General features: G+C 66.9%; 23 protein-coding genes. 13 read left to right on the top strand and 10 right to left on the bottom strand.

Annotated features, from left to right (window positions below; translation table 11 throughout):
- Positions 1 to 10 precede the first annotated feature (10 nt).
- Positions 11 to 982 (bottom strand): MoxR family ATPase, encoded by a 972-nt coding sequence (locus HZA32_19420; GenBank protein ID MBI5426250.1) that lies wholly within the window; start codon positions 980 to 982, stop codon positions 11 to 13.
- A gap of 239 nt (positions 983 to 1,221) precedes the next feature.
- On the opposite strand from HZA32_19420, the gene HZA32_19415 reads away from it, so the two are divergent.
- From HZA32_19415 to HZA32_19395, 5 genes are all read left to right on the top strand, one after another.
- Positions 1,222 to 1,950 carry a hypothetical protein gene (locus HZA32_19415; protein ID MBI5426249.1) on the top strand — a complete coding sequence of 243 codons (729 nt, stop codon included), beginning with the start codon at positions 1,222 to 1,224 and terminating at the stop codon, positions 1,948 to 1,950.
- A gap of 43 nt (positions 1,951 to 1,993) precedes the next feature.
- Entirely contained in the window at positions 1,994 to 2,404 is a 411-nt protein-coding gene (locus HZA32_19410) for a peptide chain release factor-like protein (protein ID MBI5426248.1), read from the top strand.
- A gap of 108 nt (positions 2,405 to 2,512) precedes the next feature.
- The gene (gene surE, locus HZA32_19405) at positions 2,513 to 3,292 is read left to right on the top strand and encodes a 5'/3'-nucleotidase SurE (protein MBI5426247.1); all 780 of its coding nucleotides are present in this window, start codon (positions 2,513 to 2,515) and stop codon (positions 3,290 to 3,292) included.
- Positions 3,293 to 3,298: 6 nt separating this feature from the next.
- The gene (locus tag HZA32_19400) at positions 3,299 to 4,060 is read left to right on the top strand and encodes a class I SAM-dependent methyltransferase (protein ID MBI5426246.1); all 762 of its coding nucleotides are present in this window, start codon (positions 3,299 to 3,301) and stop codon (positions 4,058 to 4,060) included.
- Positions 4,061 to 4,136: 76 nt separating this feature from the next.
- Positions 4,137 to 5,120 (top strand): aldo/keto reductase, encoded by a 984-nt coding sequence (locus HZA32_19395; protein MBI5426245.1) that lies wholly within the window; start codon positions 4,137 to 4,139, stop codon positions 5,118 to 5,120.
- Positions 5,121 to 5,276: 156 nt separating this feature from the next.
- Here HZA32_19395 and add read toward each other — a convergent pair whose 3' ends face one another.
- A complete protein-coding gene (gene add, locus HZA32_19390; protein ID MBI5426244.1) occupies positions 5,277 to 6,260 on the bottom strand; it encodes an adenosine deaminase in 984 nt (327 codons plus the stop codon).
- Positions 6,261 to 6,341: 81 nt separating this feature from the next.
- On the opposite strand from add, the gene HZA32_19385 reads away from it, so the two are divergent.
- A complete protein-coding gene (locus tag HZA32_19385) occupies positions 6,342 to 7,325 on the top strand; it encodes an ABC transporter ATP-binding protein (GenBank protein ID MBI5426243.1) in 984 nt (327 codons plus the stop codon).
- Positions 7,326 to 7,338: 13 nt separating this feature from the next.
- Here the strand turns inward: HZA32_19385 and HZA32_19380 are convergent, their stop codons facing one another.
- The 3 genes from HZA32_19380 to HZA32_19370 are packed head-to-tail and all read right to left on the bottom strand — an operon-like array spanning position 7,339 to position 12,479.
- A complete protein-coding gene (locus tag HZA32_19380) occupies positions 7,339 to 8,679 on the bottom strand; it encodes a hypothetical protein (protein ID MBI5426242.1) in 1,341 nt (446 codons plus the stop codon).
- A gap of 3 nt (positions 8,680 to 8,682) precedes the next feature.
- Entirely contained in the window at positions 8,683 to 10,782 is a 2,100-nt protein-coding gene (locus HZA32_19375; protein MBI5426241.1) for a hypothetical protein, read from the bottom strand.
- The gene (locus HZA32_19370; protein MBI5426240.1) at positions 10,779 to 12,479 is read right to left on the bottom strand and encodes a methyltransferase domain-containing protein; all 1,701 of its coding nucleotides are present in this window, start codon (positions 12,477 to 12,479) and stop codon (positions 10,779 to 10,781) included. The genes HZA32_19375 and HZA32_19370 overlap by 4 nt, the downstream gene beginning before the upstream one ends.
- Before the next feature lie 150 nt (positions 12,480 to 12,629).
- Between HZA32_19370 and HZA32_19365 the strand changes: the two genes are divergently transcribed.
- The 5 genes from HZA32_19365 to HZA32_19345 all read left to right on the top strand — a co-directional run bounded on the left by HZA32_19365 (position 12,630) and on the right by HZA32_19345 (position 18,992).
- Positions 12,630 to 14,654, top strand: coding sequence for a hypothetical protein (locus HZA32_19365; protein MBI5426239.1), 2,025 nt, complete (start codon positions 12,630 to 12,632; stop codon positions 14,652 to 14,654).
- A gap of 2 nt (positions 14,655 to 14,656) precedes the next feature.
- Entirely contained in the window at positions 14,657 to 15,880 is a 1,224-nt protein-coding gene (locus tag HZA32_19360) for an outer membrane protein transport protein (protein ID MBI5426238.1), read from the top strand.
- Between the two features lie 17 nt (positions 15,881 to 15,897).
- The gene (locus tag HZA32_19355) at positions 15,898 to 17,190 is read left to right on the top strand and encodes a response regulator (GenBank protein MBI5426237.1); all 1,293 of its coding nucleotides are present in this window, start codon (positions 15,898 to 15,900) and stop codon (positions 17,188 to 17,190) included.
- A gap of 207 nt (positions 17,191 to 17,397) precedes the next feature.
- Entirely contained in the window at positions 17,398 to 18,639 is a 1,242-nt protein-coding gene (locus HZA32_19350) for a DNA recombination protein RmuC (protein MBI5426236.1), read from the top strand.
- On the top strand, positions 18,636 to 18,992 hold the full coding sequence (locus HZA32_19345; GenBank protein ID MBI5426235.1) for a TIGR03067 domain-containing protein: 357 nt from the start codon (positions 18,636 to 18,638) through the stop codon (positions 18,990 to 18,992). Before HZA32_19350 ends, HZA32_19345 begins: the two co-directional genes overlap by 4 nt.
- On the opposite strand, the gene HZA32_19340 is transcribed toward HZA32_19345, so the two are convergent.
- Positions 18,973 to 19,500: a hypothetical protein gene (locus tag HZA32_19340; protein MBI5426234.1), complete on the bottom strand. Its 528-nt coding sequence runs from the start codon at positions 19,498 to 19,500 to the stop codon at positions 18,973 to 18,975. The two genes, HZA32_19345 and HZA32_19340, sit on opposite strands and share 20 nt — an antisense overlap.
- Positions 19,501 to 19,615: 115 nt before the next feature.
- Here HZA32_19340 and HZA32_19335 point away from each other — a divergent pair, with 115 nt between their 5' ends.
- Positions 19,616 to 20,449 (top strand): MOSC N-terminal beta barrel domain-containing protein, encoded by an 834-nt coding sequence (locus tag HZA32_19335; GenBank protein MBI5426233.1) that lies wholly within the window; start codon positions 19,616 to 19,618, stop codon positions 20,447 to 20,449.
- Complete coding sequence (locus HZA32_19330; GenBank protein MBI5426232.1) at positions 20,446 to 20,724, top strand: hypothetical protein; 279 nt, start codon at positions 20,446 to 20,448, stop codon at positions 20,722 to 20,724. The genes HZA32_19335 and HZA32_19330 overlap by 4 nt, the downstream gene beginning before the upstream one ends.
- A gap of 12 nt (positions 20,725 to 20,736) precedes the next feature.
- Here the strand turns inward: HZA32_19330 and HZA32_19325 are convergent, their stop codons facing one another.
- From HZA32_19325 to rpsO, 4 genes are all read right to left on the bottom strand, one after another.
- Positions 20,737 to 21,240: a DUF2127 domain-containing protein gene (locus HZA32_19325; protein ID MBI5426231.1), complete on the bottom strand. Its 504-nt coding sequence runs from the start codon at positions 21,238 to 21,240 to the stop codon at positions 20,737 to 20,739.
- 43 nt (positions 21,241 to 21,283) lie between these two features.
- The gene (locus HZA32_19320; protein ID MBI5426230.1) at positions 21,284 to 22,396 is read right to left on the bottom strand and encodes an adenylyltransferase/cytidyltransferase family protein; all 1,113 of its coding nucleotides are present in this window, start codon (positions 22,394 to 22,396) and stop codon (positions 21,284 to 21,286) included.
- 239 nt (positions 22,397 to 22,635) lie between these two features.
- On the bottom strand, positions 22,636 to 24,843 hold the full coding sequence (gene pnp / locus HZA32_19315; GenBank protein MBI5426229.1) for a polyribonucleotide nucleotidyltransferase: 2,208 nt from the start codon (positions 24,841 to 24,843) through the stop codon (positions 22,636 to 22,638).
- Positions 24,844 to 25,135: 292 nt separating this feature from the next.
- Complete coding sequence (rpsO, locus tag HZA32_19310; GenBank protein MBI5426228.1) at positions 25,136 to 25,399, bottom strand: 30S ribosomal protein S15; 264 nt, start codon at positions 25,397 to 25,399, stop codon at positions 25,136 to 25,138.
- Positions 25,400 to 25,493 lie beyond the last annotated feature (94 nt).

The raw sequence follows: 25,493 nt of genomic DNA, 5'->3' as shown, positions 1-25,493 counted from the left end.
AAGATCTGGTTCAGGCCTTGGCCGGGACCGGCGTGCGCTCGAGGACTTGCGTGAGGATCTTGTCGGAGGACAGCTCCTCGGCCTCGGCTTCGTAGGTGAGACCGACGCGGTGGCGCAGGGCGTCGTGGAAGATTTCCTGCACCAGCACGGGCGACAGGTAGTCGGAGCCGCGCAGCCAAGCGAGCGCGCGGCCAGCTTGGAAGAGTGCGAGCGAGGCGCGCGGGGAGGCGCCGAAATTCAGCAGGCGCTTGGACGCGCCGCCTTCGGAGGCGGCCGCGAGGTCGCGCGTGCCGCGCACGAGCGCGAGGATGTAGGCCTGCACGCCGGGCGAGACGTGCACGGCGTCGACGTAGGTGCGGAGCGCGATGAGTTCCTCGCCGCTCGAAACGGGTTGGAGTGCGGGCGCCTTCGTTACTTGGCCCCACATTTCCATCATGCGCGCCTCCTCGGCGGCGGTGGGATAGTCGACGAGCAGCTTGAAGAGGAAGCGGTCGGTCTGCGCCTCGGGCAACGGGTAGGTGCCTTCCTGCTCGACCGGGTTTTGCGTCGCCATGACGAAAAACGGCTTCGGCAGCTGGTGAGAGTGGCCACCGATCGTGACCTGGCGTTCCTGCATGGCTTCGAGCAGCGCGGATTGGACTTTGGCGGGCGCGCGGTTGATTTCGTCGGCGAGGACGAGGTTGGCGAAGATCGGGCCTTTGTGCGTGGCGAAGGCGCCGTCCTTGGGCGAAAAAATCATCGTGCCCACGACGTCGGAGGGCAGCAGGTCGGGCGTGAATTGGATGCGCTCGAACTGGACGCCCAGCGCGGTGCCGAGCGACTTGATCAGGAGCGTTTTGGCCAAGCCGGGCATGCCCTCGAGGAGCACGTGGCCGTTGGCGAGGAGGGCGACGAGGAGACGTTCGACGACGGCGTCCTGACCGATGACGGCTTTGCCGATTTCTGCGCGGAGTTTTTGGGACCAAGCGGGGCCGTTACTCATAAGTGGGCAGTGAAGGGAGGGGGTTGGGGAGTGACAAGCGCCGAACCGCGAGCGGCGCGTGGCGTCGGATGAACACGCGCGCGGCTGCGACAGACGGTTGGGGGGCGTCGGTGTTTCGACTCGCAAAAGCGGTCACGATTGCACGTGCGAGGAGGCGGGCGGCTGAGGGCAACATCGGTCCGTTTACGCGGCGCCGGCACCGCGATTTGTCTACTTGTTGAGCGAAAAGTGCCGATGGAATGGCTTGCAGGGAAGCCGTCGGCATCCCGGCACGTATGGGCAACCGGGCAGAACTTTTTCTCCTTCTGGCCTCGGCGGTAACGCTGAGGGCGCAGGTGCTGTTGAGCGACGATTTCGGGTCCAATGGCGCGCTGGATCCGAGTCGCTGGGTCGCGGGGCCGTCGATCGATGGCTCGTCGGTCACACAAGCGGGCGGGAGCGCGGTGTTTTTCCAGCATGGCGTGCTGTGCTCGGCCCAGGCTCTGGCTCAAGACATCGTGGTGACCGGGACCATGCGCATCGGGACCGGGGGCGACGAGTTGATGGTGGGCATCCGGACGGCCGGGACGGCGGGCACCAATCATTGGGGCGACCACGCCGGCATCGTGTTCGAGGTTTCGCGATGGGGCAGCGATACGCTCGGGATTTTCTACATGGATCAGTCGGGCGGCTTCTACGCGCTCGCGCAAAAGAGCTACGCCCTGACGACGGGAGCGTCCTACGCATTCACCGTCACGGCGCAGGGCAACCAACTGAGTTTTGCGATCAACGGCGTCACCCAACTCACGGCGACGAGCAGTGTCAGTTACGGCGACTACGTGACGATCGCCAATAGCGCCGGTGCGGGAGCGACCAGTTATCTGGACTCGATTTCGGTGACGGCCGTGCCGGAGCCGGCGCCCGTGGCGTTCGCCGCCGGGCTGTGCGGCTTGGGTATCGTGGCTGTCCGCCGGTGGCGGCGGGCCTGAGAATCTTCGTGCGCCGCCGGTTCGGCCGGCCCACGCTGTAGGCATGACCGGATGGCCTGATTTCGTGGTGGGGGACCTGGCGGCGCGACTGGAGCGGATCGGGCTGCGCGCCGACGATTTCGAGGAACGTTACGTGCGGGGAGCGGGAGCGGGCGGCCAGAAGATCAACAAGACCTCCTCCACGGTTTGCGTGAGGCACCGCCCGAGCGGGATGGAGGTTCGCTGCCAGCGCGAGCGTTCGCAGGTGCGGAATCGTCGTCTCGCTTGGGAGGAGATCACGGCGAAACTGGAACAGTCGCGCGCTTCCGCCGCCCACGCCGCGCAGGCGGCGCGCGAGCTGGTGCGCCGGCAGTCGCGCCAGAAATCGCGCGGCCAGAAGGCGCGGATGATCGCGGGTAAGAAGCACCGGGCGAGCATCCGGGGCGCGCGCCGCGGCGGTGCGGACGGGTGGTGACGGCGGGAGCGGCGAGCCGCATTGACCTGCGCGCTCGCGGCTAGCCGACTGGCCCGTGGATTCGCGCTTTCCTTCATTTCGGCGGGGGTGTTGGGTTGCGGGACACACATGAATCTCCTCGTCACGAACGACGACGGCATCGGCTCGCCTTTCTTCCATGAACTGGTCCACGCGCTCCGCGCCGCCGGCCACCAACTTTATCTCGCCGTTCCCGCCTCGGAACAGAGCTGGACCGGCGCTTCGAAGACCCGCTCGCGCCCGGTGAAGTGCGCCAAGGTCGACCGCGGCTTCGGTTGTCCGACGTGGATGCTCGACGGCACGCCGTCCGACTGCGTGAACATCGCCATCGCGCACCTGCTCGGCGACGTGAAGATCGACGCGGTGGTGAGCGGCATCAACGTCGGCTTCAACTGCTCGCTCGGCTTCATCCTCGCCAGCGGCACGGTCGCCGGCGCGTGGGAAGGGGCACTGCACGGGTTGCCGGCGTTCTCGTTTTCGCAGGACGTCTCGGAGGAAGTCTACGCGCATCTCAAGGAGCGCGGCGGCGAGCCCGAGGGCGAGTTGCTCGCGACACTCAAGACCTCCGCCGCGCACGCCGCGCGCCTCGTCGGCGAACTCGCGCCCGGCATGCCGCGCAACAGTTTCACGGTGCAGAACATCAATTTCCCGATCCCGTGCCGCGCCGACACGCCGGTGAAACGCACGGTGCCCGCGCAGGTGCACGTGCCGGGGCTGTTCTCGCCGGCGGCGGACGACGGTTCGCACCGGCTCGTGTGGGGCAACATCGTCGACGTATCGCCGCCCGAGCCGCTCTCGGATGTGCGCTGTCTCGAGCAGGGCTGCATCAGTCACACGGTTCTCGACTACCGTCGTCTCGGGCATAGTTAAGAGCGGATGCAGTCGAGTCAGCCCGATCCGAAAAAAGGTGAGCGTGAATACTTCGCGCGCATCGGCCCGAAAGGCATCCGGCATGCGACGCTTAAACCGTTTTCCGAGGACAATTGTGCGGCGAATCTCGCGCATCTGGATGCCCTGTTTCATTTTCTCACGCCACCGCCGGCGCGGATCGTGGAGTTCGGTTGCGGCACGGGGTGGCTCTCGCTCTTTCTCGCCACCCGTGGCTACGCCGTCACCGCGGTCGACATTGCGCCGGAAGCCGTCGCCGCCGCGAAGCGGCAGCAGGAACTTCGTGGGATCGCCGGTGCGGAATTCCTGGTCGGCGACTACGAACACCCCGTGGCCGGAACGGGCTTCGACTACGCGTTGTTTTTCGACGCGCTGCACCACGCCGAGGACGAACAGCTCGCCGTGCAACGCGCCTACGACGCGCTGCGGCCGGGCGGCGCAATGATCGCGTTCGAGACGCGGGAGGGACACAGCGAAACGGAGATTTCGAGGCGCGCGGTTGCTGAGTTCGGGGTGCACGAGAAGGACATGTCGTGCGCCAAAATCGCTGAACTCGGCCGCCGCTCCGGGTTCAGTCGGCATCTCATCCTGCCGCGCGCGCATGAGACGATGCGCAGCCTCTATCGTCCGAGCTACGCGAAAGCCACGGGCCAGTTCGACCTGCGCGTGCGCCTGTTGCTCAGCAAACTGCGCGTGATTCGCCGTCTGTTCACGTCGGCGGACGAACAGTTTGTCGTCCTCTGGAAGTGAATGGGTGGCGTTCGGCGCGGGTCGCATGTCGGCGGGAACGTTGACCCCTGCAGCCCGCGCGGATTCGCTCGGTGAGATGACGCGCGTTCGCCTCGCCGGGATTCCGCTCGAAGTTTCGCCGCTGTGCCTCGGCGGCGTGCCATTCGGAGCGCCGCTTGACGACGCGGCGACGTTTGCGTTGCTCGATCGGTTCGTGGCGCTCGGCGGCAATTTCATCGACACGGCGCGGATGTATTCCGATTGGCTGCCGGGCGAAAAGGGCCGCAGCGAACGCGTGCTCGGCGACTGGTTGCGCGCACGAGGCATTCGCGAACGGCTCGTCGTCGCGACCAAGGGCATGCATCCCGACCTCGCGACGGTCCACGTGCCGCGCAGTTCGGCCGCGGAGATCCGCTCCGACCTCGAAGCGAGTCTGCGGACGCTGCGCCTCGAGACGATCGACCTCTATTGGCTGCATCGCGACGACCCGGCGCGGCCGGTCGAGCATTTCGTGGACGTGCTCAATGCCTTCGCGCGCGAGGGCAAGGTGCGGGCGTTCGGGTTTTCGAACTGGACGGCGGAGCGACTGCGGGCGGCGCACGATTACGCGCGGCGAAGCGGACAGCAGACGCTCACGGCGAGCCAGCCCTTCTGGTGTCTCGGTTGCCGTCAGGCGAAGGAACCGGGCTTCACGGGCTGGGTGAAAATGGACGCGGCGGTGCACGCCTTTCACGTCGAGAGCGGCGTGGCGGTCATTCCCTACACGGCGCAGGCGAAGGGATTCTTCACCAAGGCGCAGCTGTCGCCCGAGAAGCAGCCGCGCGATTTCGCCGCGCACGAATTCAACACGCCGGCGAATCAGGCGCTCGCGCGCGCGGTGGGCGAGATGGCGCGGGCGCGCGGCGTGACCGCGAATGCGGTCGTGCTGGCGTATCTGTGGACGCGGCCGTTTCCGGTCGTGCCGATCATCGGCGCCAGCCGCCCGGCGCAACTCGACGACAATTTCGCGGCGGCGGGCTTTCGTCTGAGCGCGGAAGAACTACGAGCGCTGGAAGCGGCGTCGAATTCGGGGCTCGAGTAGCACCGTCGTCCGTTCATTCGCGGAGTCCGGGCGGTTTCCGCGGGACGACGTCGGTGTCGTCGACCGGCGCGGCGTCGCGCGGTAACCTAATAGGTTACTCGGCGTCCGGGCTACTTGGCGCGCGACGGGGTTGGCGGGGAAGGGTTGCAGGGGTTGCTACTTCAGCAGCGCGGCTTTTTCCGCCGGCGTGAGGTAGGCGATTTCGAGGGCGTTGCGGCGGGCTTGGAGAATCTCGGCCGGCGTGAGGCCGGCGGCGGGCGCGGCAACTTCGAGTTCGTGGCGCAGGTCGATGTCGCTCACGCCGGGGTCGTCGGTGTTGATGGTGGCGAGTAGGTCGTGGGCGAGGAATTGCTTCAACGGATGCTCGGTGAGCGAGCGCACGGTGTTCGTCTGGATGTTGCTCGTGAGGTTCGCCTCGATGCCGATGCGGTGGTCGCGCAGGTAGTCCATGAGCACGGGATCGTCGACGGCTCGGACGCAATGGCCGATGCGGGTGGCGCCGAGTTCGCGCAGGGCGGCCCAGACGCTCGGCGCGCCGCCGGCTTCGCCAGCGTGGACGGTGATGTGCCAGCCGGCGTCGCGGCCGCGCTTGAAGTGCTCGCGGAAGAGTTCGGCGGGCCAGTTCTTCTCGTCGCCGGCGAGGTCCAGCGCGGTGATCAAGTCGCGGTGCGCGAGGAGCGCCTCCAGCTCGCGTGTGCAACTCTCCGGGCCGAAGGTGCGGCTGAGGATGCCGATGAGCTTCACCTTTACTCCCGTGGCGCGGCTGCCTTCGCGCACGCCTTCCGCGATGGCGGTGATAACGTCGCGCTGGTCGAGGTTGTGGGCCTGCGCCATGAAATACGGGCTGAAGCGCAGCTCGAGATACGCGATGCCCTCGCGGTGGGCGTCCTCGACGTTTTCCCGCGCGACGCGGCGGCAGGCGTCGGTGTCGCCGAGCACGCCGACCATCCAGTCAAGCCGCTGCAGAAACGCGATGAGGTCCTGCACGGCGCCGTGAATCTGCACGTGCGGACGGAGCGTCTCGATGGTGTCGCCCGGGAGCCGCACGCCGAATTTTTGGCCGAGTTCTAGGATCGTCGCGAGACGGACGCTGCCGTCGAGGTGGCGGTGGAGGTCGAGAAGCGGCAAAGAATCTGACATTCGCGCAGTCTGAAGATACGTCGCGCCGGGCACAACGCTGCGGTTGCGTTTGGCGGCAATCCGTCTTCACTGCCCGGCCCGATGATCGAAGTCGAAAATCTCACGCGCGTCTTCCGCACCTACAAGAAAAAGCCCGGTTTTTGGGGCGGCGTGACGGGCTTGTTCAAACGCGATTTCGAGGAGACGCGCGCGGCGGACAACATCAGTTTCTCGATCAAGGAGGGCGAATTCGTCGGCTTCCTCGGACCGAACGGCGCGGGCAAGACCACGACGTTGAAGATGCTGTCGGGTCTCATTTATCCCACGAGCGGCCAGGCGCGCGTGGCGGGCTTCGATCCGTCGAAGCGCGAGAACGCCTACCGCCGGCTCTTCGCGCTCGTGCTCGGCCAGAAGAACCAGCTGTGGTGGGACCTGCCGGCGCTCGAGTCGTTTTTCCTGCTGCGCGCGATCTACGGGCTCGAGCCGAAAGAGTATCAGCAGACGCTCGACGAGTTGGTCGCACTGCTCGGCGTCGGTCACAAGCTGAACGTGCAGGTGCGCGAGCTCTCGCTCGGTGAGCGCATGAAGATGGAGCTGATCGCGGCGCTCCTGCATCGCCCGCGCGTGCTGTTCCTCGACGAGCCGACGATCGGCCTCGACGTCGTGTCGCAGAAGAACGTCCGCGACTTCCTCCGCTCCTATAACCGGAAGAACAAGACGACGATCCTGCTCACGAGCCACTACATGGCCGATATTTCGCAGCTCTGCGAACGCGTGATCGTGATCGACCACGGCAAGAAGATCTACGACGGCAACCTCGACCGCATCGCGGGCGCGGGCGCGCGGCAGCGCATCATCAAGTTCAAGCCGCGCGACGGCGCGTTCCCGGCGGATTGGAAACCAAGCTCCGGCGAGGCGAAGACGTGCGAAGACGGCGAGATTCTCCTCCACGTGCCGAGCGAGCAGGTGACGGCGGTGTGCCAGCAAATCCTCCAGCAGGGCGCGGTGGACGATATCACAATCCAGGATGTCCCGCTCGAGGACATCATCAGCGAGATTTTCTCGCGCGGCGCCGCGGCGCGTTGAACGCGCGGAGCGACTAGGACTGGGGCGCGAGCTTTTCGCGCACGAGCGCGGTCAGCGCGGCGACGTTGAACGGTTTTTCGACCACGGTCGCGTCGGTCGTCGCGGGCGGAATGGCGGCTTCGCCGATCGTCGTGAGGAAAGACTGAATGCCGGGTTGCAGCAGGCGGGCCTCTCGCGCGAGCTCGGCGCCGGACGGGCCGGCGCGAGGATCGAGTTCGATGACGAGGCCTTCGAACGTCTCGTCGACGAGCAGCGCGCGCGTGCGGTCGGCGTTCGGGCTCTTCACGACGTGGAAGTCGCGGCCGAGCACCATGGCGAGCGTGTCGGCGACGGCGGGATTGTCATCCTGCACGAGCACGGCGGGGCGCAGCAACTCGTCGTAGAGACCGGAGCGTTGCAGGGCGGAGGCAAGGAGCGCGTCCGGCGTGCGGCCGTCGCGACCGAGTTCGGAGTAACTCAGGCGCAAGCCGGGCACTCCGGCGAAAGCGCCGCGCACCTGTCTCAGGCGGGCGCGGAGCGCGAGGCCGCCGCCGGCGAGCACGAGGCCGATGCGGTGGGCGTCGTAGGGTCCGGCGATTTCGGAATTCTGGAGCGCGGCGCGCACGGCCGGCAGGCGGCGGAGGACGCCGTTCTGCGGATCGGCGCTTTCGACGAGCGCGATGCCGCAACGTTGGTTGCCCGCCAGCGCGCGGAACACCTCGCGCTGGAAGCCGTCCATCAGCCGACTCTGGTCCGGCGTGAGGTCCTGCAGCACGAGAATCCACACGCCGCCCGCGTCGGGGGCGCGGCGGACTTCGCCATAGACGAGTTTGCCGTCGGCACGCAGGTGGAAGTTCTCCGTGCCGGTCTCGAAGTCCGCGAACGGCAGCGTCGCGGATCCGAGCCAGCGGACGGCGGATTCGTTGGCGACGATCGGACGGCGATCCAGGCCGTAGGCGGCGATGCCGACGGGCGCTTGATTCAGCAACAGGCGCAGCAGTTCGCGGCCGCGCGCGGCGTCCTGCGCGCGCTGCGCCTGCGACAGTGCGGCGCCGAGGAAGTCGGCGAGGCCCGCGAGCAGGTGAAGGTCTTCCGCGGCGAACGGCCGGCGCTGGTCCACGCCGACCTGCAACGCACCGAGGTTGCCGGCGTCGCTCATGATCGGGAGCGAGAGCGTGGCGGGCGGGAAGCGCGAGACGCCTTCCGCGATGCCGCGGTCGAGCGCGATGAGCGAATGCTCGAAGGTCGGCGAGCGGTCGAGCGCGGCCTGCAGACCGGCGACGAAGCGGTCGAAGTTGTCGAATTGCCCGAACGCGCGCGCGAGGGCGCGGAGCGCGGCGGGGCCGTTGACGGGAATGGTGGCGGCGGCGGACATCGGTTACGCGGGCGGCAAGTAGACGCGGAAAGTGGTGCCCTGACCGGGCGTGCTGGCGACTTGGATTTCGCCGTGGTGGTGCTGCACGATGCGCTTCACGATCGCGAGACCGAGGCCCATGCCGTGTTTGCCGCGGCGTTCGCCGGTGGCCTTCGTGGTCGTGAACGGCTCGAAGATGCGCGGCTGGACTTTCGGGTCGATGCCCGGGCCGTTGTCGCTGACGCTGGCGCAGAGCTGTGGTGTCGGCACGTCGGCGGTGCGAAGCTCGAGCGAGAATTTCAGCTGGCCGCCGCCCTTCGGCTCCATGGCTTGGAGCGCGTTTTGCGAGAGATTGAGGAAGACCTGGAGCAGCTGGCTGTGGTTGCCGCGCACCGGCGGCAGCTGCGAGACGGCTTCGAGCGAGAGCACGACGTGCACGCGGTCGGCCTCGGGGCGGATGATCTCGGCGACGGTGCGGACGACTTCGGCGAGGCTGACGGCGGTCATCTCGACCTTGTTGCTCTCGGCGAAGGCGGCGACGTTTTCGACGATGCTGGCGATGCGGTTCACGTCGCGTTGCACGACGCCGCTGAATTCATGGAGCGAGTCTGGATCCGGCCGGCTCTCCTTCAGCAGCGCGGAAAAGGTCTGGATCGAGGTGAGCGGGTTGCGCAGTTCGTGGGCGAGGCCGGCGGCGAGCGTGCCAAGCGCGATCAGTTTCTCGGTCTGGCTGGCGCGGCGCTCCAGTTGGCGGGCGCGGAGCGTGACGGCGACCTGGAGGCACAGTGACTCGAGGAGCGTGATCTCGGCTTCGGTGTAGCGTTCGCCGCGTTCGCGCGGTCCGAGGAGGAGGATGCCGGAGATGAAGTCGTCGCTGGCGATGGGGAAGGCGGCCTCGACGGGGAGTTTTTCGCGCCAAGTGGCCAGGGCCTGCACGACGTCGGGGGCGAATTCGACTTCCGAGCCATCGAAGAACAGCGGGCCCGGGCGTTCCTGGAACACGCGTGTGAGGGCGAAATCGATGGGGAGAATCTGCGGCGCGCGCGGCCAGCCGTGCACGGCGCGCAGCTGGTAGTCGCGGTCGAATTCGGTGCGCGCGTAGGCGACGGCGGCTTCGAGGTTGAAGGCCTTGGCGATCTCGCGCGCGGTGTTTTCGAAGATTTCCTGTTCACTGCCGAGCGAGACGAGGCGGACGCCGAATTCCTTGAGCGCCTGTTGCTGGCCCTGGCGGCGGCGGAGGTAAGTTTGCGCGAGGATGCGATCGGTGGCGCGTTGCAATCGAGGCGCGGCCCAGAGGAAGAACAGGCAGATGACGATGCAGACGAGGAAGTGGGTGAGCAGTTCGACCGACCCGAATTCGTAGCCGAGCGGCGGCCCGATGGTCGCGATGAGCAGCAGGTAGAAGACGCCCAGCGTGACCGCGATGCCGAGCTGGACGGTGGCGTGGACGAAGTCGTAGGTGACGAGCGGCAGCTGGTAGCGCGACACCGCGTGCGCCATGATCACGAGGTAGAGGAAGATGAGCAGGTTGCCGAACGGGGCGAGCTTCACGCCATACCAGAGAGGGAAGTTTGTTGCGCCGCCGCTGAAGCCGACGATCGAGGCGAGCAGGATGTTGCGGAGCTGCGTGGCGCGCCCGCCGGTGGCCGCGCGGAGGTGCTTGATCAGCAGGTAGCCGGCTTGGAGGGTGAACGCGCCGAAGAGCGTCAGATAAACCCAGTAGAGCGAACCGGCCCGCGGCCAGTAAGGCATCGACATCATGGGGCCGACGCCCGCCACCATGTGCGGGGTGAAATTCACCAACGCCAGCACGATGGCGGTCACGTAGCCGCCGCGGACCCACCAGCGGTGGTCCTCGCCGCAGAGTTCCGAGATGAAATGGAAGAACGCGACCGGCACGAAATACGCGAACAGCATCAGCAGGCGCGTGAAGAACAGCGCGTGCGTGGCGTCGTCGGCGATTTGCCAGAGGAAGTAGGCCGCGGACCAGCAGCCGGTGAAGAACGCGAAGACGCCGAACCGGATGTTGATGCTATCCTGCCGTCCGCGGGCGACGACGGCGAACGCGAGAATGCCAGCTCCCAGGAAATTCAGGAACGAGGAGATGGCGAGATAGCCGCTCACTTCTGGGCCTTGATAACCACCGCCTGGTTGCCGAGCGAGTGAAAGCTCTCGCGCACGCTGAAACCGGTTTCGAGCACGAGGCCGGCGAGCTCCGTGTCGCTGAAGAACGCGTAGTGGCCGACTTCCTCCTTCAGGCGGATCTTGCCGGCGGCGCGCAGGAGGTTGCGGGCGCGCTCCAGCTCCTCGGGTGAGGCCTGCTGGTCCATGAAATCGCGGTAGATCGCCGACATGTCGCAGTGCGGCTTCATGCTCGACGCCACGAGCACAGCGCCGGGTTTGGCGACGCGGTGCAGTTCGCGCAGGAGCAGCTGCGGGCGTTTCAGGTAGGAGAGCACGAGGCTGCAGCACACGACGTCGAACGTGCCGTCGGCGAAGGGCAGGCGAGGGGCGCCGCTGGCATCGCCGAGGTCGTTGAAGTCGAAACGCAGATAACCCATGCCCGGCGGGCCGCCGCGCGCGACTTCGGCGCGATCGCGATCGAGCGTGGTGAGGTGGTTGCCGAGGGCGTCGTTCAGGCCGCGTTCGGTCAGCTCGAGGCCGACGTAGAGTGACGGCGCTTCCGGTGCAGCGGCCTTCACGCGACGCTGGCGGATGGTCTCGTGCAGCACCCAGCGGCCGAACATGCCGTTGCCGCAGCCGGCATCGAGCACGGCGGCGCCGGGGCGGAACGCGCAGAGGCGGCCGAGCAGCTCCATGTAGTCGCGGTAGTCCTGCGATTTCTCGAGGACGGAGTATTTCTCAAGGTAGCCGGACCAGAAATTCGTCTCGGTCTCGGCGGGCGCCTCGGAGCGGCGGAGGCGCTCGCGCTCGTCCTTGTTCTGCGCGATGACGAGCTTCTTGTCGGGCACCTGGAGCTTGGCTTGATCGTCGCCGGGATAGTCGCGCTCGCTGAGGCAGGCCCAGACGACACGGCGGAAAACCTGCTCGGCGGCGCGGGGATTCTCACGGACCTCGTGCATCGCGCCTTCGACGGCGACGAGCTTGGCGAGCGGCTGATTTTCGGTGGCGCGAACGACATCGCCGTGGGCGACCCAAGCGTCGTTCATTGCGAAGAAATAGATCAGCGGCACCTTGAGCTTCGCGATGTCGGCGACCGTGCCCTCCAAATCGTGCATGCGGGTATCGACCGCGGTGCCGAGGAAGATTTCGCCGTTGATGTCGAAACCGAGAATGTCGGTCAGGCCCCAGTGGCGGCCTTGCAGGAAGGTCCCGAAGATGTCCTCGCGGTAAACCTCGCGCAGCGTGTGCTGCATGTTCACCACGCCCACGACGCTGATGAGGCGGGTGATCCGGGTTTCCGTGACTGCGGCGCGGAAGGCGCAGCGGGCGGAGAGGCTGTTCGAGACGAGCACCGCTTCGCGCGCATAGCCCTTTTCCGCGAGGAAGTCGTAGCAGGCGATGATGTCGTCGACCGCGCCCGGCAGGCTGAAATCCTGCATGCGACCCTCGCTCTCGCCGACGTGGTTGGTCTGGTCGAAGCGGAGGACGTTGAGGCCGTTCGCCGCGAGATAATAGGCCAGCTGGAGGTTGTTTTTCTTGGTCTCGCCGTATTTCGGGGCGATCACCACCCACGGGCGGCTGGCGAGCTGGCCGGTGTGGTCGAGGCACGCCGCGACCTTCAGCCCCGTCCGGCTGGGAAAATAGACGTAGTCCGTCCGAATTTGTCCGGTGTGGACACTCGAAGAATCCGCAATCATCTGAATCGGCCCGCGCCCCGAAAAAGAGAGAATTTCCCAAGCTGATGCAACGAGCAAGTCACGCTGCTAGGGAGATTTCCGGGTTTGTTCACAGGAGTTCACGCTTGCTTCGATTGGCGAGCGTCCGTCTCCTCGACGCACTCACAGGAAGTGACCCGGCTTCTCCTCATTACCGACGATTCCCCTTCGGCGCTGCTTCTCCAAACGGCGCTGGCTTCGTCCGCCGACTTCCAAATCCATCAGCGGTCCTCCGTCGGGGACGCTCGTGGACCACTCACCGCCGGGGCTTTTGAAGCCGGCCTGTTCGTGCCGGCGCGTGTGGACGCGGAATTCGCCCAGTCGCTCGCCGCCGCACGGGCCGTAGCCCCCCAGTTGGCGGTCGTGGTCGTGGCTCCGGCCGGCACGACGGTCGAGGCGCAGGCGCGGCTGCTCGCCGCCGGCGCGGACAGCGTGCTCTTTCAACCGCTGGATGTGGCCGCGTTGGCCGCCAATCTCACGCGCCTGACCGCTCGCGCGGCCGTGACCGCGGGCTCGGGCGGCGGCGATTCGGCGCCCGTGTTCGCGCCGAACCGGCTCAATGCCAAGGCTGCCGCGCTGTCCTCTGCGCTCGAAGTGCTGCGGGATTTTTCGCAGGTGCTGGGCTACTCGCTCGATTACCGGCAGTTGACGCACCACTTCATCCTGAAACTCCGCGAAGTCGTCGGCGTCTCGCGCATCGCCATCTTCCTCGAAGCGCCTGCGGCCGACGCCCTGCCGGGCACTGCGCGCGGGGAAAACTCCGCGCTGCCCTGCGCCGCGGCGATCGGCCTGTCCGCGGATCTCGTCGAGTGTTTCGCGCTGACCCGCCGCAGCGGGCTCGGGCGCCAGCTCTCGCAAAACCCGCAGATCCTCCGCTCGCCCGCCGGCTCGTCCGCGCCGTTCGTCGACCCGAAGCTCGCGCGCGAGTTCGAGGTGCTCGGCGGCCAGGTCGCCATCCCGGTCAACGACCGCGAGCGCACGCTCGGCGTCGCGGTCCTCGGCGGCCGGATCACCGGCGGCGAGTTCAGCGACGAGGAGCTGCTGCTCGTTTACCATCTGCTCGAGGAGCTCGGCCTCGCGGTGAAGAACAGCTGGCTGCACCATCAACTCGTCGGCAGCCACCGGCTCTTCGCCAGCGTGCTGAACGGCCTCACCGTTGGCGCGCTCGTGCTCGGTCCCGCGCAGCAGCTCGTCTACGCGAATCGCGCGATCATCACCTTCCTCCGCGGCGACGCCGCCACCCAGCTCGACGTCCACGACCTGCCCGCCGCGATCGCCGCGAAACTCCACGAAGCCAGCGAGCGCGGCGTCGAGGTGGAGCCGTTCTTCCACGAGATGGGCGAGGGCGCGGCTGCCCGCGTGTTCCGCGCCACGGTCATCCCGCTGCGCCAGAGCGGCAGCAAGCTCCCGCAGACCGCGCTTCTGCTCCTCGAGGATTTCACGAAGATCCGCGCCGCGCAGCGCGCTGAGATCGAGTCGTCGAACCTGAAGCTGATTTCGCTCATCGCGCGCCGCTTCGCGCACGAGATCCGCAACTCGCTCGTGCCGCTCACGACCCACGCGCAGCTCTTCGACGCCGAGATCGAGCACGCGGATTTCCGGGAGTCGCTGAAAACCGCGCTCGCGCGCGAGACGCAGCGCATCCAGCGGTTCACCGACCAGATGCTGCTCCTCGCGCGTTCCGAGCAGGCGCCTGCGGAACTCGTCCCGCTCGACGACATCCTGCGCGCGGCCTTCGAAAAATCCCGCGCCTACGCCGGCGGCGAGGCGGTGCTCGACATCCAGAGCGACATCCCGCCCGTGATGCTGCGCTGCAACCGCGCCAGCCTCGCGCATGCGTTCCAAGAGATCTTTCTCAACGGCCTGCAATCGAGCGCCGACGGCGCGCGCCGCGTGAGCGTGGGATTGAACGCCGCGCCCACCGCCGACGGCCGCGCCGAGCTGATCATGCGCTTCCGCGACAGCGGCAGCGGTTTCGCCGCCGACGCGGCGCCGCGTGCCACCGAACCGTTTTTCACTACTCGCAACACCGGCGTTGGTCTGGGCCTGACCATCGCCCGCCGAGTGATCGAGGCTCATCAGGGACACCTCGACATTCAGCCGCGGCTCACGCCGGGCGATGCGGATCTCACGATTCGGTTACCTCTCCCACGCTAAGCATGATTCCGGTCACATCACCTCGCACCGCCCGCGCACTCGTTGCGTCGCTGGGCGGAGCCCTCGTTCTCCTGGCCGCCGCGCCCGCCGCGCTGGCCTCCGGCACGCGCGTCGGTTTCAAGGACGCCTTCGCCACCGCGCGCGGCAACGCCTTCGTCGCCACCGCCGACAATCCCAGCGCGCTCTACTATAACCCGGCCGGCATCGCCCAGCTCGAAGGCACGCAGTTCGCCGGCAACATCTACGAAGTCGCGCTCTCGTCCGACTATTCGGGTGCCGCCGGTTCGGCGTCGATGAACGATGACTACGTCACCGTGCCCGCCGTCTACGTCACGTGGAAGCCCGCCGGCGCCCCGTGGGCCTACGGCATCGGCGTCTACGCGCCCTTCGGCTTGAAGAGCGATTGGCCCAACTCGTCCCCGCTGCGCACCTTCGCGCTGAAGAACGAGCAGACGTTCCGCACCTTCAATTTCACCGGTGCGTGGCAGGTCTCGCCGGAAGTCTCGCTCGGCCTCAGCGCGACCTACAATCGCGTCTCGACGAACCTCAACCGCGCCCTCGGCGTCTTCGCACCGAACGACCTGTTTCGCTTCGAGGGCGACGGCCACGCGTTCGGTTTCAACGCCGGCCTCCTCTGGAAAATCAACGAGCGCCACCAGTTCGGCCTCAGCTACCAGAGCCGCACGCGCGTGAAGCTCGAAGGCACCTCGTCCACGATCCCGCTCGTCGCCAGCGAGCCGGCAAACGCCACCTTCGATTTCCCGGAAGTTGTGATCGTCGGCTGGTCGTTCCGCCCCACGCCACAGTGGAACATCGAGGCGAACATCGATTGGACAAACTGGGATCGCTTCAACGTCGTCACCGTCAACAAGGCCTCGGGCAACCAGCCGCTCCCGTTCAACTGGGAGTCCGGCACCTTCTACGAACTCGGCGCGACGCGCTACCTGAGCGGCGGCTGGAACGTCTCGGGCGGCATTTGCTACACGGAGAACAACACGCCCGACGCCACCTACACGCCCGCCGTGCCCGACAGCGACAAGACCTTCTACTCGCTCGGCGTCGGCTACCGCGGCCCGGCCTTCTCGGCGGACTTCGCCTGGCAATACGCGACCGGCGACTCGCGCCGCGTCACGGGCAGCCCGGCCAACCTCCTCGGCGGCACGGCCGATGGTTCCTACAAGAACTCGATCAACGCCTTCTCGCTTTCCCTCGGCTACAAGTTCTAATCCGCCCTCGCGCACTCATGCTCGCCGCCCCCGCGTCCGTGTCCACCGTCCCCGCCAACGTCACCGCACCTTCCACGCTCCCGACGCTCCTGATCGTCGACGACGAGGAGGGCCCGCGGCACTCGTTGCGGATGGTGTTCCGGCAGGATTTCAACGTCCACGCGGTCGAGAACGGCGACAAGGCGCTCGATTACGCCAAGGCGCACCCGGTGCAGCTGGCGATCCTCGATATCCGCATGGCCGGCAAGTCCGGCATCGACGTGCTCCGCGGCCTCAAGGCCATCGATCCGCACATCGAGGTTATCATGCTCACCGCCTACGAAACGATCGAGACCGCGCGCCAGGCGCTGCGGCTCGGCGCGTGCGATTACCTGAGCAAGCCGTTCGATCTTTCGACGATTCGCGAAGCCGTGACGCGCGCGCTGCACCTGCGCCGGATTTCGGAAACCGTTTCCTCCACCTCCGAGCGCCTGAAGGCCCTCAGCGAGCAACTCAACGACGCCTCCGTGAAGGAGGAGATGGCGCGCACCACGACCGAGATCTACGCCGGCGCGCTGCACGACATCAACAACCCGCTCACCGTCATCACCGGCTACGTCGAACTCCTCCGCCACAAGCTCGACAGCGTCGGCTCGCTCTACGGCGCCGACCTTCAGGCCGTGCGCGAGGACGTCAATCTCCTCGCCAAGCAGGTCAACACCTGCGCCGCCATCACGCGCCGCTACCTGCGCTTCGTGAACAAGCGCAGCGCGCAAGCCCCCGAGGTTTCCGTCAACCAAGTCATCGACGACGTGCACACGCTGATGCGCGGCCACCCGAGCCTGCGCGGCGGCAAGCTCTCCGCCAAATACCTCGAACGCGACGCCTCCGCGCAAATCGGCGGCACCGAGCTGATTCAGATTCTCCTCAACCTCACGGTGAACGCATTCCAGAGCGCCGAGCGCCCGCAGACCGTGTGGATCGCCGCCGAGCGCTACGACGACCCGCTGAAGATCGAGACCTTCCGCGACACGCCCGAGGAGCGCTTCATCAACCTCGAGTCCTTCGCCAACCACGCGCCGTTGGTCGCTCTCTCCGTCATCGATCAGGGCCCCGGCATTCCGCAGGACGTGCTCTCGCGCATCTTCGAGCCGTATTTCACCACGAAGGCTCAGTCCGGCACCGGCCTCGGCCTCGCGATCGTCGTCCGCCTCGTGAAGCATCACTGCGGCCTCATCCAAGTGAAGACCAAGCTCGGCGAAGGCACGCGCTTCACGATCTACCTCCCCGCCAAGGATCCGAGCAACTCCGGCAACCCGTTCGGGAAGTGATTCGCCCGGGCCGCAGCGGGTCCGGCCCGCTCGCCCGCGTCTCATCCGGCCCGCCAGCGCCACAAGCGAGGATGCGGCCGCCGATACCGGTCACCTAATAGGTTACTCGTTCCCTCGTGTCCGCTGCGGACGGGCCGATCTGCGGTCGCGACTCCGCCGCTCGGCTGCGCGCTTGCCCGCGTGTCGCATCAGGGCTTCACTCCGCGCGTGATCGAAATCGTCATCGCGCTCATCTCAGCCGCGCTCGCGGGCGGACTCGGCTGGTTCTATGCGCATTCGCGCTCCGCCGCCGTCGCCGAGCGCGCACGCCTCGCCGTCGAGCAACTGGCCGCCGCCCAGGTCGAGCTGTCCAACCTCCGCACCCAGATCGCCGCCCTTGCCTCCGACAAGTCCCGCCTCGACACGCTGCTCACCGCCGAACGCGACGCCCTCGCGCGCGCGCAGACGCAGTTGACCGACACCTTCAAGGCCCTCGCCGCCGACGCGCTCAGCCGCAACAACGACGAATTCCTCAAGCGCGCTGGCGAGTCCCTCGTGAAGCCGATCCGCGAATCCCTCGACAAGGTTGACACGAAAATCGTCGCTCTCGAGAAGGCCCGCACTGAGGCCTACGGCTCCCTCTCGGAACAGCTCAAGGGCCTCGCCTCCACCAGCGCCTCGCTCCAATCCGAGACCACCAAGCTCTCGCGCTCGCTTCGCTCCACCTCCACCGCCGGCCGCTGGGGCGAGCTCCAGCTCCAGCGCGTCGTCGAGCTCGCCGGCATGGTCGAGAACGTCGACTTCATCCAGCAGACCGCCGTCGGCGAGTTCCGCCCGGACATGATCGTCCGCTTGCCGGGCGGCAAATCCATCGCCGTCGACGCCAAGGCACCCATGCAGGCCTACCTCGAGGCCCTCGAAGCCGCCGACGAGTCCGTGCGGAAGGCCAAGTTCGCCGAGCACGCCCGCGCGGTCCGCACGCACATCGACGCGCTCGGCAACAAGGCCTACTGGAAAGCCATCCAGCCCGCCCCCGAGTTCGTCGTTCTCTTCATCCCCGGCGAAGCCTTCTACTCCGCCGCGCTCCGCTACGAACCCGACCTCTTCGAGCGCGGCACCAGCGTCGGCGTCATTCTCGCTTCGCCCGCCACCCTCATCGCCCTCCTCAAGGCCGCCGCCTACGGTTGGAAACAGGAGGCGCTCTCGAAAAACGCCGACGAGATCCGCCGCCTCGGCGTCGAACTGCACGAGCGCATCGCCACCGTGGCCGACAACCTCGACGCGCTCGGCCAGCGCCTCACGCAGGCCGTCACCGCCTACAACAGCACCGTCACGTCCGTCGAAGGTCGCGTCCTCGTCACCGGCCGCAAGCTCGAGAAGCTCGGCTCCGGCTCGGACAAGAAGATCGTCGAGCCGCGTCTCATCGAAGAGACGCCCAAGGGCCTCACTGCTCCGGAGCTGAAACGATGAACTCTCCGTCACTCGAAGGCCGCTGGCAGCCGCTCTACGCCGAACTCGACGGCGAGCAGGCGCCCCAGGAAGTGCTCCAGCAAACCGAGTTCGAACTCGACGCCGGTATCTACACCGTGCGCTTCGGCGGCGTCGCGGCGGACACCGGTTCGTTCACCGTCGACGCAGACACGGCGCACCATCTCACGCTGCACGGCGCCGTCGGCCCCAACGCCGGGCGCACCATTCCGTGCCTTTTCAAGTTCATCGACGACACGTTGATGATCTGCTTCGGCCTCGGCGGCACGCGCCCAAAGAATTTCCGCACCGCGCCCGGCGCGCAGCTCTACCTCGTCACGTATTCCCGGCGATAGGCCGGCGTTGGCGCACGCGCCAGACGCAACCGACCACGGTCAAGAGCCCGAACACTGCGAGGGCGATCAGGACCGGCCACAGGATGTGCGGATTCGTCCGGCTCTTGCGGAGCACGAGCAACGGCAGCGCCAGATACCAGCCGCCTGCGAGCAACCCCAGCCAGTTCATCCAGCGCAGCGAACCACGGCCCCAGAAACTCAGCGACCAGCCCGCAACGAGCGGCAGGCCCAGCAACGCCCAGAAAAGGGGCCGCCCGGTCGCTCCGCCGACGCCGCCGCCACTCGACAGGACGCCGATCGCGCCGAAGCCGAACGCGGCCAGCGCGAAGTTCGTCGCCCGGGCGCGCTGCACCGTGCGGTCCGCCGGGGAGACGAACGCCGCGGCGGCCAGCAGCGCCGTGCCCGCGAACAGGACGACCCCGCCGTCGAGCGGATCGATGCCGCCTACCAGCACCGCCAATCCGCCGAGGATCGCCAAAGCTTGGCCCCACTTTTCGCGCGTTGTCATGGCGGCATTCTACGCCTCCGCGCACCGTCACACCCACGACAATCTTTGCGCAGTGCACCGACGCGGGATTTTGCTTTTGCGAGCAGAACGGCAATCTGCGGCTATCTCTACCGCCATGCTCCGCGTCTCCGGCCTGTTCATCTATCCCGTGAAGTCCTGCCGCGGTCTGTCGCTCGACGTCGCGAACGTGGATGAGCTCGGGCTCGTCGGCGATCGCCGGTTTCTCGTGGTCGATGAGACGGGCAAATTTCTCACCCAGCGCACTCACGCGCGCATGGCGCAGATCGCGACCGCGCTCGACGCCGAGCGGCTGACTCTCTCGGCGCAAGGCGCCGGTTCGGTCTCCATCGCGCGCGCGCCGGACCCGGGCGCGCCGCTGCGCGGTGTGACGGTTTGGAAGCATAACGATCTGCAGGCGGAGGACTGCGGTCCGGAAGCGGCGCAGTGGTTGAGCGGTTTTCTCGGCGCCCGGCTGTCGCTCGTGCGGATCGGTCCGGCGTTCGAGCGGAACGTCCTGAAGAAAGCCGGCCGGCCGGGGGATGTGTTCAACTTCGCCGATGCGGTGCCGGTCTTGATCGCGGGCGAGGCCTCGCTCGCGGACCTGAACGATTGCATCCAGGAAAACGGCGGCGAGCCGGTGCCGATGGATCGTTTTCGCCCGAACATCGTCGTGAGCGGCGGCGCGCCGTTCGCGGAGGATGACTGGCCCACGGCGCGGATCGGCGACGTCGTGCTGCGCAACGCCGGCAAGAGCATCCGCTGCATCGTCACCACCACGGACCAACTCACCGGCGAGCGCGGCAAGGAGCCGCTGCGGACGCTGGCGACCTACCGGCGCGACGCGACGGATCCGACAGGAGTGTGTTTTGGCACGAATTTCATCAACGAGACGAAGTGCGGCGTGTTGCGCGTCGGCGCGGAGGTCGTCGTTGGCGGAGGTGCAGTATGAGCGGGGAGGGCACGGTCTTTTCGCGCGACGTGTTGCTCGCGGTCGGTTTCACGTTGCTGATCGCGGGCGTGTTCCTGCGCGGCTTCGCGCGCTCGACGCGGCGGTCGCTCGCGCTGCGTCGACAGCACGAGTTGCACGTGCACGGAGTCGACCGAGGTGCGGCGGCGGAGGAGCCGGTGAAAACGACTCACTTCGAGCGAAACGTCGGCCGCTATGCCGCTGCGGGCGTGGCGCTCGGCCTAGCGGTGATCGTGGTCGCCTTCTTCCGCTCCTGAGGCGCGGCGCGGTCAGGCCGACGATTTGTCGGGGAGTTCTTTCGCTTCGATGTGCCCGAGGCGGCGCGATTCAGTGAGCAGCCACACCATGTAGCCGACGATGGCGAGGTTCACGACGAGTGCGGTGATCTTGAACCAGGAGACGCGGTGGAAAATCTCGTAGATCTCGACCGGCACGTAGATCGCGCCACTGAGCGCCGCGAGCCACTCGGCCCAGCGGCGTTGCAGCCACAGGCCGTAGGCTTCGGCAAAGCGGAGAGCCGAATACAGCGCGGCGAGGCACGCGAGCAGCACGAGGTGCGTGTTGTTCACGTTGCTCATCGCCTCGATGAAAATGTGCGGGTAGTGGTGCGCGGGGTTCAGGTGCAGTCGCGCGACGAGGTGCTCCGCGAAAGCGGCTTGGTCGCGGCCGAGCAACGAGAGGAGCCCGAAGCCGACGATGAGCACGATCGCACCCTTCAGCGCCTCGAGCGCGGCGACGATGCGAAGGCCTTTCTTGTGGGACGGGACGGACACGCGAATTTCGGAACTTACCGCGGCCACGTCGCGAGGCAAAGGCTTACTCGTGCCCGAACGGCTCTACCGGGCGGAAACCCGGCGTTCGGCAGGCGGCATCGCGCTCGGCGGGCGTGGCGAAGAGATAGGCGGCATATCCGCCGAAGCCGCCGCCGCAGTATTTCCATGCGAGCGGGCGGCACGCGGCGAGCGCTGATGCGGCAGGCGCAGCGGCGTCGCCGGGCAAGGGATCCATGCCTTCGGCGCGTTGCGCGGCGTAGGACTGGCGCACGGCGTCGGCGAGGAGCGCGAAGTCGCTTTTCCACACCGCATCACGCGCCGTCCGGCCGGCGCGGTAAATCGCATCGTAGTCGCGCGCGCTGTCGGCGATGGCAGGAGTGCAGTGGCCTTTGCCCGTCCAATAGAGCGCGAGTTTGCCGGCGAGAAGCGCGCCGTCGGTTTTGATTTCGAGGACAGGCTTCGGTCCGCTGCGCCAGGCGCAGAGGCCGCCTTCGCGAATGATGGCGGGGTCTTGCCAACCGACGCCGAGGTCGAGTTCGGCGGCCACGCCGTCCTTGCCGTTGAGCAAGGCCCACGCGCCGCTGCCGCCGAGGCCGGCCTTGTGTTCGTAGGGCCAGTCGCGGAGGGAGACGGTCGGCGAAATCGCGCAGTTGACGATATAGCCGCCGGCGCGGGCGTGGCGCGGGACGTCGAGCCAGCCGCCGGCGAAATCGATGCGCAACGGCGCCTCGCTCGGCGCTTTGATCCAACGGACGATCTCGGAAGTGGAGACCGGCGTGAATTGCGGCGGGGTTTTCGGGAGGACGACGTAGCGCGCGCCGACTTGGGCGCAGAGGGCGCGTTTCAGGTCGGCGTATTTGTCGTCCTCCGTGACGGCGAGGATGTCGGGCCGGAGGCGCAGAAAGTCGTCCTTGAAGTCGAGGCCGTGCTCGGTGCCGTGGGTGACGATGACTTCGTCGACCATGTCGAGCGCGGCGATGAGGGCGCGCTTATGGTCGTCGGGCAGCGAGCTGCGGCGCTGCTTGTGCTGCCAGAGCACGTCGGCGCCGGCGAAGGTCACGGTGAGGTGCGTGCCGAGGGCTTTGGCTTCGCGGAAGAACTGGACGTGACCGGCGTGCAGAATGTCGTAGCAGCCGGAGACGAAAACACGGGTCATTCGGGAGAGGTTTAGCGAAAGAGCGCGCCGGGTTGCACGCGCGGAATTGCGTCGAAGCACGCGAGCGCGCGTCCCGATGAATTTGCCGTATTACGGCAAATTCATCGGGGCTGGGCCGCGGGCGTCGCGGTGGCGCGGGGCAGGTGGGCGTCCCCGTGGGGGCAAAGAAAAAGCCGCGACGTGAGTCGCGGCTTCGATGCGGAAGAGGGCGGTTGGGGCAACCGCCCCTACCGGTTGCGTTAGGATTGCGCGGGGGCGTCGGCGGCCGGAGCGGCGGGAGCCGGGGCGGCGTCGGCCGCGGGCTGCTTCTGCTGCTCGAGGTCCTTCATCGCGGCGCGGCGGCTGAGGCGGACCTTGCCGGAGCGCTCGTCGATGCCGATGCACTTGACGGTGATGGAGTCGCCGACCTTGACGACGTCTTCAGTGCGGCGGACGCGGAAGTCCGCGAGCTCGGAGATGTGCACGAGGCCTTCCTTGCCCGGGAGACACTCGACGAACGCGCCGAACTCCTTCGTGCCGGTGACGCGGCCGGTGTAGATCTTGTTCATCTCGATCTGGGCGCCGCCGCCGCAGAGGGCGTCGATCTCCTGCACGGCGCGGTTCATCGCGTCGGCATTGTTCGAGTAGATGAACACCTTGCCGGAGTCGTCCTCGGCGATGTCGATCTGCGCGCCGGTCGTCTCGGTGATGCGGCGGATCGTCTTGCCACCGGGTCCGATGAGCAGGCCGATCTTTTCGGGATCGATCTGGATCGTCTGGATGCGGGGGGCGTAGGTGCTGAGGTCCTTGCGCGGCGCCGGGAGGGCGGCGAGCATGGTCTTCAGGATCTCGATGCGCGCGTCGCGGGCTTGGAAGATCGCGGTCTTGGCGATCTCGAAGGGCAGGCCGTTGATCTTGAGGTCGAGCTGGAAGCCGGTGATGCCCTTGGTGGTGCCGGCGAGCTTGAAGTCCATGTCGCCGAAGTGGTCTTCCTCACCGAGAATGTCGGTGATCGTGACCCACTTCTCGATGCCGCCTTCGGCGTTGTTCTGGGTCATGAGACCGCAGGAGATGCCGGCGACCGGGGCGATGATCGGCACGCCCGCGTCCATGAGGGAGAGACAGCCGCCGCAGATCGAAGCCATCGAGGTCGAGCCGTTGGAGGCCATGATCTCGGAGACGACGCGGATGGAGTAGGGGAACACGTCCTCGGGCGGGAGCACCGGGACGAGCGAGCGCTCGGCGAGGGCGCCGTGGCCGATTTCGCGGCGGCCGGGGCCGGTGAAGCGGCCGGTTTCGCCGACGGAGAACGGCGGGAAGTAGTAGTGAAGGAAGAACGACTTGGAGGTCGCGCCGACGGTGAGGCCGTCCATTTCCTGGGCTACCTTGGTGGGCCCGAGGGTGGTGATGGCGATGTTCTGCGTGTCGCCACGCTGGAAGGTCGCGGAGCCGTGCACGCGGGGGAGAACGCCGACTTCGGCGTGGAGCGGACGGATGTCCTTCTGGCCGCGGCCGTCGGCGCGGACGCCCTTGGTGAGGACGGTCTGGCGGTAGGCCTTGTATTGCAGGTCTTCGAACACGACGTTCAGGTCGACGTCGGTGAACTTGTCGGCGCCGAGCTCGGCGGTGAGGGCGGCCTTGGCCTCCTCCTTGAGAACCTTCACGGCGGCGCTGCGGGCAGCCTTTTCCTTGCCGAAGATGGCGGTGGCGAGGCGGTCGGCCGGGACGACGCGCTCGATGATGGCGCGGGCCTCGGGCGTGGCGCCGACGAGGGCGAACTGCGCCTTCGGCTTGCCGCACTTGGCGACGAGCTCCTCGATGGCGGCGATGATCGGCTGGATGGCTTGGTGACCGAATTCGAGGGCCTTGATGAACTCCTCTTCGGGCAGCTGGTCGGCCGAGCCTTCGATCATCAGCATGTCCTTCTTCGTGCCGACGTAGATGAGGTCGAGCGTGGAGGAGAACATCTGCTCGATCGTCGGGTTGGCGACGAACGCGCCGTCGATCAACGCGACGCGGACGCAGCCGATCGGGCCGGCCCACGGAATGTCGGAGATGGCGAGGGCGGCGCTGGCGCCGTTGACCATCGAGATGTCGGAGTCGTTGACTTGGTCGGCCGACAGGAGCTGGCCGATGATCTGGACTTCATTGAGGAAGCCTTCCGGGAAGAGGGGGCGGCAGGGACGGTCGCAGAGGCGCGAGGTGAGGATTTCCTTCTCGGACGGACGGCCTTCGCGCTTGAAGTAGCCGCCGGGGAAGCGGCCGGCCGCGGCGTATTTTTCGCGGTAGTCGACCGTCAGGGGGAAGAAGTCCTGGCCGGGGCGCATGGTTTGCGCGGCGCAGGCGGTGACCATGACGTTGGTCTCACCGACCGTGACGATGACGGCGCCGCCGGCGAGATTGCCGTAGGTGCCGGTGGAGAACTTGATGCCCAAGCCGGGCACTTCGATAACGTGTTTCTGATTCATTTGATCTAACTTCGGATGTAGGTGCGCCGCCTCGGCCGCAAAGGGCGGCAGGCGGAGCGGGGTTCGAACGATTGGCCGTTTCCGTTCCCCTCTGAATCAGTTGCCGAGATATTTCGGATTACTGCTCCCTTGGGTGGAGCGCGTTGACCTCAACGCGCGGGGCTTCGGTTGCCTGAACGCGTTGGGGTCAACGCGTTCCACCTTGGAAGGAGTAAGCGGAAATGTCCCGGTGAACTGGTCGCGAGGTGAACAAAAGGCGGCCCGACGGTGGGCCGCCTTTCGTGAAAGCGGGTTACTTACGCAGGTTGAGCTTCTGGAGAAGCTCGTTGTATTTGGCGAGGTCTTCGCGCTTGAGGTAATCAAGCAGCTTACGACGGCGGCTCGCCATCTGGAGGAGGCCGCGGCGGCTGTGGAAGTCCTTGCGATGCGTGCGCAGGTGCTCGGTCAAGTGATTGATGCGAGCAGTGAGCAGCGCGATCTGGACGTCGCTGGAGCCGGTGTCCTTCTCGTGGGTTTTGAACTGGGCGATAACTTCTGACTTAACGGGTTGTGACATTGGTTTATGTTGTTGATGGCGCGGTCATTTTGGAGGCTTTCGCCTCGTGCCGCCCGCTTTTGGAGGGCCGGCGGCACCGTTATCCGTCCGGTTG

Source organism: Opitutia bacterium, assembly GCA_016217545.1.
GTDB lineage: Bacteria > Verrucomicrobiota > Verrucomicrobiia > Opitutales > Opitutaceae > Didemnitutus.
The sequence above is the reverse complement of the archived record's forward strand: the minus strand, read 5'-3'. Positions and strand labels throughout refer to the sequence as shown.

Bases quoted from the DNA above. Each gene is read 5' to 3' on its own strand.
- HZA32_19420 (MBI5426250.1), bottom strand. From the start codon at position 982: ATGAGTAACGGCCCCGCTTGGTCCCAAAAACTCCGCGCAGAAATCGGC.
- HZA32_19415 (MBI5426249.1), top strand. From the start codon at position 1,222: ATGGCTTGCAGGGAAGCCGTCGGCATCCCGGCACGTATGGGCAACCGG.
- HZA32_19410 (MBI5426248.1), top strand. From the start codon at position 1,994: ATGACCGGATGGCCTGATTTCGTGGTGGGGGACCTGGCGGCGCGACTG.
- surE (MBI5426247.1), top strand. From the start codon at position 2,513: ATGAATCTCCTCGTCACGAACGACGACGGCATCGGCTCGCCTTTCTTC.
- HZA32_19400 (MBI5426246.1), top strand. From the start codon at position 3,299: ATGCAGTCGAGTCAGCCCGATCCGAAAAAAGGTGAGCGTGAATACTTC.
- HZA32_19395 (MBI5426245.1), top strand. From the start codon at position 4,137: ATGACGCGCGTTCGCCTCGCCGGGATTCCGCTCGAAGTTTCGCCGCTG.
- add (MBI5426244.1), bottom strand. From the start codon at position 6,260: ATGTCAGATTCTTTGCCGCTTCTCGACCTCCACCGCCACCTCGACGGC.
- HZA32_19385 (MBI5426243.1), top strand. From the start codon at position 6,342: ATGATCGAAGTCGAAAATCTCACGCGCGTCTTCCGCACCTACAAGAAA.
- HZA32_19380 (MBI5426242.1), bottom strand. From the start codon at position 8,679: ATGTCCGCCGCCGCCACCATTCCCGTCAACGGCCCCGCCGCGCTCCGC.
- HZA32_19370 (MBI5426240.1), bottom strand. From the start codon at position 12,479: ATGATTGCGGATTCTTCGAGTGTCCACACCGGACAAATTCGGACGGAC.
- HZA32_19360 (MBI5426238.1), top strand. From the start codon at position 14,657: ATGATTCCGGTCACATCACCTCGCACCGCCCGCGCACTCGTTGCGTCG.
- HZA32_19355 (MBI5426237.1), top strand. From the start codon at position 15,898: ATGCTCGCCGCCCCCGCGTCCGTGTCCACCGTCCCCGCCAACGTCACC.
- HZA32_19345 (MBI5426235.1), top strand. From the start codon at position 18,636: ATGAACTCTCCGTCACTCGAAGGCCGCTGGCAGCCGCTCTACGCCGAA.
- HZA32_19340 (MBI5426234.1), bottom strand. From the start codon at position 19,500: ATGACAACGCGCGAAAAGTGGGGCCAAGCTTTGGCGATCCTCGGCGGA.
- HZA32_19335 (MBI5426233.1), top strand. From the start codon at position 19,616: ATGCTCCGCGTCTCCGGCCTGTTCATCTATCCCGTGAAGTCCTGCCGC.
- HZA32_19330 (MBI5426232.1), top strand. From the start codon at position 20,446: ATGAGCGGGGAGGGCACGGTCTTTTCGCGCGACGTGTTGCTCGCGGTC.
- HZA32_19320 (MBI5426230.1), bottom strand. From the start codon at position 22,396: ATGACCCGTGTTTTCGTCTCCGGCTGCTACGACATTCTGCACGCCGGT.
- pnp (MBI5426229.1), bottom strand. From the start codon at position 24,843: ATGAATCAGAAACACGTTATCGAAGTGCCCGGCTTGGGCATCAAGTTC.
- rpsO (MBI5426228.1), bottom strand. From the start codon at position 25,399: ATGTCACAACCCGTTAAGTCAGAAGTTATCGCCCAGTTCAAAACCCAC.